The organism is Sphaerotilus sp. (assembly GCF_041083715.1).
Taxonomy (GTDB): domain Bacteria; phylum Pseudomonadota; class Gammaproteobacteria; order Burkholderiales; family Burkholderiaceae_C; genus Sphaerotilus.
Genome location: NZ_JBFPGY010000306.1, coordinates 1 through 6,466 on the forward strand (window position 1 = coordinate 1; position 6,466 = coordinate 6,466).

General features: G+C 71.1%; 9 protein-coding genes and 1 pseudogene. 9 read left to right on the top strand and 1 reads right to left on the bottom strand.

Annotated features, from left to right (window positions below; translation table 11 throughout):
- The 6 genes and pseudogenes from AB3X43_RS14270 to AB3X43_RS14295 all read left to right on the top strand — a co-directional run.
- A pseudogene (locus tag AB3X43_RS14270) lies at positions 1 to 130 on the top strand (phosphatase); the annotation flags it as partial.
- 19 nt (positions 131 to 149) lie between these two features.
- A complete protein-coding gene (locus tag AB3X43_RS14275; RefSeq protein ID WP_369430527.1) occupies positions 150 to 779 on the top strand; it encodes an L-threonylcarbamoyladenylate synthase in 630 nt (209 codons plus the stop codon).
- 15 nt (positions 780 to 794) lie between these two features.
- Positions 795 to 1,295 carry a Cys-tRNA(Pro) deacylase gene (gene ybaK, locus AB3X43_RS14280; RefSeq protein WP_369430528.1) on the top strand — a complete coding sequence of 167 codons (501 nt, stop codon included), beginning with the start codon at positions 795 to 797 and terminating at the stop codon, positions 1,293 to 1,295.
- A gap of 69 nt (positions 1,296 to 1,364) precedes the next feature.
- Entirely contained in the window at positions 1,365 to 2,078 is a 714-nt protein-coding gene (gene plsY / locus AB3X43_RS14285) for a glycerol-3-phosphate 1-O-acyltransferase PlsY (protein ID WP_369430529.1), read from the top strand.
- A gap of 30 nt (positions 2,079 to 2,108) precedes the next feature.
- Positions 2,109 to 2,462 carry a RidA family protein gene (locus AB3X43_RS14290; protein ID WP_369430530.1) on the top strand — a complete coding sequence of 118 codons (354 nt, stop codon included), beginning with the start codon at positions 2,109 to 2,111 and terminating at the stop codon, positions 2,460 to 2,462.
- Positions 2,459 to 2,839, top strand: a complete 381-nt coding sequence (locus tag AB3X43_RS14295) for a glutaredoxin family protein (RefSeq protein ID WP_369430531.1) — start codon at positions 2,459 to 2,461, stop codon at positions 2,837 to 2,839. Before AB3X43_RS14290 ends, AB3X43_RS14295 begins: the two co-directional genes overlap by 4 nt.
- A 10-nt stretch (positions 2,840 to 2,849) precedes the next feature.
- Here the strand turns inward: AB3X43_RS14295 and AB3X43_RS14300 are convergent, their stop codons facing one another.
- Entirely contained in the window at positions 2,850 to 3,914 is a 1,065-nt protein-coding gene (locus tag AB3X43_RS14300) for an aldo/keto reductase (protein WP_369430532.1), read from the bottom strand.
- 52 nt (positions 3,915 to 3,966) lie between these two features.
- On the opposite strand from AB3X43_RS14300, the gene AB3X43_RS14305 reads away from it, so the two are divergent.
- The 3 genes from AB3X43_RS14305 to AB3X43_RS14315 form a co-directional block, all read left to right on the top strand.
- Positions 3,967 to 4,899, top strand: a complete 933-nt coding sequence (locus AB3X43_RS14305; RefSeq protein WP_369430533.1) for a DMT family transporter — start codon at positions 3,967 to 3,969, stop codon at positions 4,897 to 4,899.
- A gap of 4 nt (positions 4,900 to 4,903) precedes the next feature.
- Positions 4,904 to 5,695, top strand: a complete 792-nt coding sequence (locus AB3X43_RS14310) for a 2OG-Fe dioxygenase family protein (RefSeq protein ID WP_369430534.1) — start codon at positions 4,904 to 4,906, stop codon at positions 5,693 to 5,695.
- A gap of 4 nt (positions 5,696 to 5,699) precedes the next feature.
- The coding region (locus AB3X43_RS14315) for an alpha/beta fold hydrolase (protein WP_369430535.1) at positions 5,700 to 6,466 on the top strand (767 nt) is incomplete at its 3' end.

Consider the following 6,466-nt stretch of genomic DNA (forward strand, 5'->3'; position numbering starts at 1 on the left):
GGCCTCGCGCGGCAGCGACTTCCATTCGCCCGCCGAAAGCCGCACCGACCTGGGCAAGCTGCCCCGCCTGCCCACCCAACTGACCCCTGTGTGGGAACTGCTCGCCGAGCGCATCACGCACCCGGTCTGATCCACCTTCCCGCCCTGCCATGGCCGCCCAGCACTTCGAAGTCCACCCCGACAACCCCCAGCCGCGCCTGCTCCGCCAGGCCGTCGCGATCCTGGCCGCCGGCGGCGTCGCGGCGATCCCGACCGACTCCAGCTACGCGCTGGTGTGCCACCTCGACGACAAGGCGGCCGTCGATGCACTGCGCCGTGCCCGCGGCGTGGACGACAAGCACCACCTGACGCTGCTGTGCCGCGACCTGTCGGAGCTGGCGAGCTATGCCAAGGTGGACAACAAGCAGTACCGCCTGCTCAAGAGCGCGACCCCCGGCCCCTACACCTTCATCCTGGAGGCGACCAAGGAAGTGCCGCGCCGCGTCTCACACCCGTCGCGGCGCACCATCGGCCTGCGCGTGCCGGACCACGTGGTCACGCAGGAGCTGCTCGGCCTGCTCGGCCAGCCACTGCTGTGCACCACGCTGATCCCGCGTGGCGAGACCGAGCCGCTCAACGACGCCGAAGAGATCCGCGCGCGCTACGACCACCTGATCCAGGCCGTGGTCGATTCCGGCGCCTGCCCGGCCGAGCCGACCTCGGTGATCGACCTGAGCCAGGGCGAGCCGGTGGTGATCCGCGTCGGCCGGGGGGATCTGGCGGCACTCGGTCTGGCGTGAGGCGCTGAGATCGGCATGGCGAAGAAGCCCGTCCACGTCAGCGAGACGCCCGCGACGCAGTTCCTCAAGGCCCACGGCGTCGCCTACACCGAGCACCCCTACGACTACGTCGACCACGGCGGCACGGCCGAGTCCGCCCGCCAGCTCGGCGTGGACGAGCATGCCGTCGTCAAGACGCTGGTGATGCAGGACCAGGACGCCCGACCGCTGGTCATCCTGATGCACGGTGATCGGCAGGTCAGCACCAAGAACCTCGCGCGCCAGATCGGCGCCAAGAAGGTCGAGCCCTGCAAGCCCGAGGTCGCGCAGCGCCACAGCGGTTTTCTGGTCGGCGGCACGTCGCCGTTCGGTTTTCGCAAGGCGGTGCCGGTGTATGTGGAGTCGACCGTGCTCGATGCCGAGCGCATCTACATCAATGGCGGTCGGCGCGGCTACCTGGTCGGCATGGCGCCGGCGGTGCTGACGTCCACACTGGGCGCCGTCCCGGTGCAGGCAGCGGAGCCCGCCCGGGCCTGACCCGGTGGGAGTGGCCGCACAGGCGGCTTACACTGGCAGACTGTCCCCCAGCTCCCTCTCGCACAACCCATGACCACGCTCTGGATCGTGGTGGCCGTCGTGGCCGCCTACCTCATCGGCTCGCTTTCGTTCGCCGTCATCATCAGCAAGTCCATGGGTCTGGACGACCCGCGCAGCTACGGCTCGGGCAACCCCGGCGCCACCAATGTGCTGCGCTCGGGCAACAAGAAGGCCGCCGTGCTCACGCTGGTGTTCGATGCAGTCAAGGGGCTGCTCCCCGTGCTGCTGGTGCAGCTGTTCGGCGACCGGATCGGCTTCGGCGAAGGCACGGCGGCGCTGGTCGGGCTGGCCGCGTTCCTCGGTCACCTCTGGCCAGTGTTCTTCCGCTTCCAGGGTGGCAAGGGCGTGGCCACGGCGGCCGGCGTGCTGCTGGGATTCAACGTCTGGCTCGGGCTGGCGACACTGGTGGTGTGGGGGCTGGTGGCCTACGGGTCGCGCTACTCCTCGCTCGCGGCGCTGGTCGCGGCGGTGGCCGCCCCTGCGATCCAGACCATCGTGTGGGGTCCGTCCACCGCGACGCTGGCGATCGTGGTGATGTGCCTGCTGCTGATCTGGCGGCATGGCGCCAACATCAGCAAGCTGATGAAGGGCACCGAAAGCCGCATCGGCCAGAAGGCCCCGGCGCCCCCGGTGGCCGAGGCCGCAAAAGCCGCGACCCCGCGTCCGGCCAAGGCAGGCAAGCCTCCGCGCGGCACACGGCAAAACCGCAAGCAGACCCACTGACACGGCCGCCGCGCACAACGGAACCGCACCATGACGACCCTGCAACGCTTCGACGTCGGCGCCCGCCTCTCCGACATGGCCATCCACAACGGCACGGCCTATCTCGCCGGCCAGGTGGCGGACGATGCCACCCAGGACATCCGCGGCCAGACCGCGCAGGTGCTGGCGATGGTCGACCGGCTGCTGGAACGCGCCGGCAGCGACAAGTCCCGGCTGCTGATGGTGCAGATCTTCCTGCCCGATCTGGCCGACTTCGACGGCATGAACGCCGTCTGGGATGCCTGGGTCGTGCCCGGCCACGCTCCGCCGCGGGCCACCGTCCAGGCCCGCCTCGCGAAGCCGGACTGGAAGATCGAGGTCGTTGCCACCGCGGCCGTGCGATGAGCGAACGTCCGCCGCTGTGGCAACGCCTGCGCCGGAGCAGCGCCGTCGCCGTGCTGCTGGTCGGCGTCCTCGCCTGGGGCCTTGGCCGCGTCGTGCAGACCCAGGTGCGCGACGGCCAGGCCGACGCCCTGCGTGCCGTCGCACGCGCTGGCGACATCCGCATGCTCTCGTCGGTGAGCTGCATCTTCTGCATGAAGGCGCGGCAGTACCTGACCGAACACCGCATCCCCTTCGAGGAATGCCTGATCGAGCGCGACGCGGCGTGCATGGCCGACTACAAGCGCCTGGGCGCTTCCGGCACACCGACGCTGCTGGTGCGCGGCCAGCGCCAGCTTGGCTTCGACCCGCTGCGGGTCACGGCGGCGCTGGGCGGCTGACCTTCCGGCGTCAGATCGCCGGATCGCCGTAGCGGCGGCGCAGCGCGTCGATCTGCGCCAGCAGTTCCGGACTGAGCTGCACGTCCCACGCCGCCACGTTCTCTTCGAGCTGCGCCACGCTGGTCACGCCGATGATGGTGCTCGCCACCGTCCAGCGCCGGTAGCAGAAGGCCAGTGCCAGCTGCGTCGGCGTCAGGCCGTGCTCGCGGGCCAGCGCGTTGTAGGCACGGGCAGCGTCGAGCGCCTCTGGGCGCGCCCAGCGCTGCTTCTGCATGCTCGCGAACAGCGCCAGCCGCCCGGGCTGTTGCTGCGGGTCATGAAAACCCACTGTGTCGTACTTGCCCGTCAGCAGCCCGAAGCCCAGCGGCGAGTAGGCCAGCAGCGACACGTCGTGGCGGTGCATGGCTTCGTCCAGGCCGTTGTCGGGCACACGGTTGACGAGGCAGTAGGCGTTCTGCACCGTGGCAATGCGCGGCAGGCCGGCGCGCTCGGCGGCGTGGATGAACTCGCACACGCCGTAGGGGGTCTCGTTGGACACGCCCACCGCGCGCACCTTGCCGTCGCGCACGAGGCGCTGCAGCGCTTCGAGCTGGGCCTCGATGCTGCTGGCGGGCTGGTCGCGGCGGGTCGGGTCGTAATAGGTGGCGCCGAAGGCCGGCACCGCACGCACCGGCCAGTGGATCTGGTACAGGTCGATCACGTCGGTCTGCAGGCGGCGCAGGCTGCCCTCGCAGGCGGCCACGATGTCGTCCGGTGTCAGGTCGGCGCTGCCACCACGGATCCACGGCATGCCACGCGACGGGCCGGCCACCTTGGTCGCGAGCACCACCTTCTGCCGTGCCTCGGGCCGGGCGGCGAACCAGTTGCCAAGGATGGTTTCGGTCTTGTTGAAGGTCTCGCGCCGCGGCGGCACGGCGTACATCTCGGCGGTGTCGATGAAGTCGATGCCGAGTTCGAGCGCACGGTCGAGGATGGCGTGGGCGGTCGGCTCGTCGACCTGCTCGCCGAAGGTCATCGTGCCGAGGCAGATCGGAGTGACGCGCAGATCGCTGCGGCCGAGGGTGACGGATTGCATGCGGGGTGTCTCCTGGACAGGGTCGGCTGGATGGATCGGCTATCTTAGGGGGATGACTGTTTCTTCGCTTTCCACCGCGGCCACTGCCGCGGTGCCGGCCACCCGTTCCGCGCTGCGCACCGACCTGCTCATGCTGCTCACCGCCGCCATCTGGGGCTCGACCTTCGTCGCGCAGCAGATGGGCATGGACACGGTGGGACCGTTCACCTACACCGCCGCCCGGATGCTGCTGGGAGCCGCGCTGGTCGGGCCGCTGTGGTGGTGGCGCGGCGGGCCGTTCGCGTCGGTGCCGCTGCATCCGAGCACGGGCGTGCCGGGCGCGGGCGCGCTGCTGGGCGTCGTGCTGTTCGGGGCGATCAACCTGCAGCAGGTCGGGCTGCTGGGCACTTCGGTCAGCAACGCCGGCTTCATCACGGGCCTGTATGTCGTGCTGGTGCCGGTGCTGATGCGGCTGGGCGGAGCCACCGTGTCGCGCCAGGCCTGGACCGCTGTCACCATCGCCACGGCCGGCATGTACCTGCTGAGCGTGCAGGCCGATGCCACCATCGCGGCCGGCGACTGGCTGCAACTGGGCGGTGCGCTGATGTGGGCGGCACACATGCTGCTCGTCGGCCATTTCGCGCGCCGGCACGATCCGCTGCGGCTGTCGGTGCTGCAGTACCTGGTGGCCGGCGTGCTGTCGCTGGCGGTCGCGCTCGGGCGCGAGACGGTCACCGCCGACGGCCTGCTGCACGCAGGCGGCGCCATCGCCTGGGGCGGCGTGCTGTCGATCGGCGTGGCCTACACGCTGCAGGTCATCGCGCAGCGCGACGCCGTCGCCTCGCACGCGGCGGTGATCTACAGCAGCGAGGGGCTGTTCTCGGCGCTCGGCGGCTGGGTGATGCTGAACGAACAGCTCGGTCTGCGCGGCTGGCTGGGGGCGCTGCTGATCTGCGCGGCGATGGTGCTGGCGCAATGGCAGCCCGCGGCGGCCAAGGCAGAATGACCGGATGCTCCCCACCTTCGCCCATCCCGACGCGCTGACCGGCCCCGAGAGCGCCCACGCCGCCGCCCACCTGCGTGCCCAGGGCTTCGTGCGCCTGGCGCCCGACGCGCTGACTGCGACCACTGGCGTCCCGCTCGATGCGCTGCACGCCCTCGACCCGTTCTGGCACGACCTGCCGCCCGACCAGCACCTGAAGGATGGCGGCCGCTACCGCCGCCGCCGCCACGGCAGCTTCGTGCAGGACACCCGCACCGGCACGCTGGCCGCCGTGCCACACCGTCCGCACTGGCAGCCGACCACCTACAACGCGCTGCACGGCGGCATGCTGCGCGACTTCGCACCGCTCGACCCGGCGATGGCAGCCTCGTCCGCCTTCCTCGCCGTCGTGCAGCACCTGGGCGAGGTCTTCGCCGCCGCCGCGCACGACACCACCAGCGAACCCCCGTTCGACGGCCGCTGGTTCATCGAGGCCCACCCCTTCCGCATCGACACCACCGGCGGCGTCGGCCGCCCGACACCCGAAGGCGCGCACCGTGATGGCGTCAACTTCGTCGCCGTGCTGCTCGTGGCGCGCGAAGGCGTGCTGGGCGGCGAGACGCGCGTGTTCCAGGCCGACGGCCCGCATGGCGTGCGCTTCACGCTCGACCAGCCGTGGAGCGCGCTGCTGCTCGACGACCCGCGCGTGGTCCACGAAAGCACGCCGATCCAGCCCGACGGCGCCGCCGGCTGGCGCGACACGCTGGTGCTGACCTATCGCGCCGGTGACTTCCAGGATCCGCCACGTCCCGTAGAGTGAGGGCATGACGACGCCCTCCTTTCCCGCTGCACCGTACACCCCACGCCGCGCCGCGCGCTCGCTGTTCGTGCCGATCCGCGGCCTGCGCTACCACGCGATGGCCTGGGGCGACCCGTCGATGGTCACGCCCGAGACGCCGCCGCTGGTGCTGGTGCATGGCTGGATGGACGTGGGGGCGTCGTTCCAGTTCGTCGTCGACGCGCTGGACGCACTGGGCGAAGCGGGTGGCCCACCGCGCTACGTGATCGCCCCGGACTGGCGCGGCTTCGGCCGGACCGCCGCAGCCCCCGGCACCGACACCTACTGGTTCCCCGACTACCTCGGGGACCTCGACGCCCTGCTCTGCTCGCCCGGCCTCGGGCTGCAGGCCGCGCCGCCGATCGACCTGGTCGGCCACAGCATGGGCGGCAACGTCGTGATGATGTACGCCGGCATCCGCCCGGAGCGCGTCCGCCGGCTCGTCAACCTCGAAGGCTTCGGCCTGCCGCAGAGCACACCCGACCAGGCCCCGCGCCGCTACGCGCAGTGGCTCGACCAGCTGCGCGAACCCTCCCCGCTGCGCGACTACGACAGCCTCGATGCCGTCGCCGCCCGGCTGATGAAGAACAACCCGCTGCTGCGCGCCGACTTCGCCGACTGGCTCGCGCCGCACTGGTCCCGGTGCAACGCCGCCGGCCGCTGGGAGATCCTGGGCGATCCGGCGCACAAGCACGTCAACCCGGCGCTCTACCGCAAGGAGGAGGTGCTGGCCTGCTGGACACGCATCACGGC

What these genes read in the sequence shown, in the direction of transcription:
- AB3X43_RS14275 (WP_369430527.1), top strand. Translation starts at nt 150, where the DNA reads ATGGCCGCCCAGCACTTCGAAGTCCACCCCGACAACCCCCAGCCGCGC.
- ybaK (WP_369430528.1), top strand. Translation starts at nt 795, where the DNA reads ATGGCGAAGAAGCCCGTCCACGTCAGCGAGACGCCCGCGACGCAGTTC.
- plsY (WP_369430529.1), top strand. Translation starts at nt 1,365, where the DNA reads ATGACCACGCTCTGGATCGTGGTGGCCGTCGTGGCCGCCTACCTCATC.
- AB3X43_RS14290 (WP_369430530.1), top strand. Translation starts at nt 2,109, where the DNA reads ATGACGACCCTGCAACGCTTCGACGTCGGCGCCCGCCTCTCCGACATG.
- AB3X43_RS14295 (WP_369430531.1), top strand. Translation starts at nt 2,459, where the DNA reads ATGAGCGAACGTCCGCCGCTGTGGCAACGCCTGCGCCGGAGCAGCGCC.
- AB3X43_RS14300 (WP_369430532.1), bottom strand. Translation starts at nt 3,914, where the DNA reads ATGCAATCCGTCACCCTCGGCCGCAGCGATCTGCGCGTCACTCCGATC.
- AB3X43_RS14305 (WP_369430533.1), top strand. Translation starts at nt 3,967, where the DNA reads ATGACTGTTTCTTCGCTTTCCACCGCGGCCACTGCCGCGGTGCCGGCC.
- AB3X43_RS14310 (WP_369430534.1), top strand. Translation starts at nt 4,904, where the DNA reads ATGCTCCCCACCTTCGCCCATCCCGACGCGCTGACCGGCCCCGAGAGC.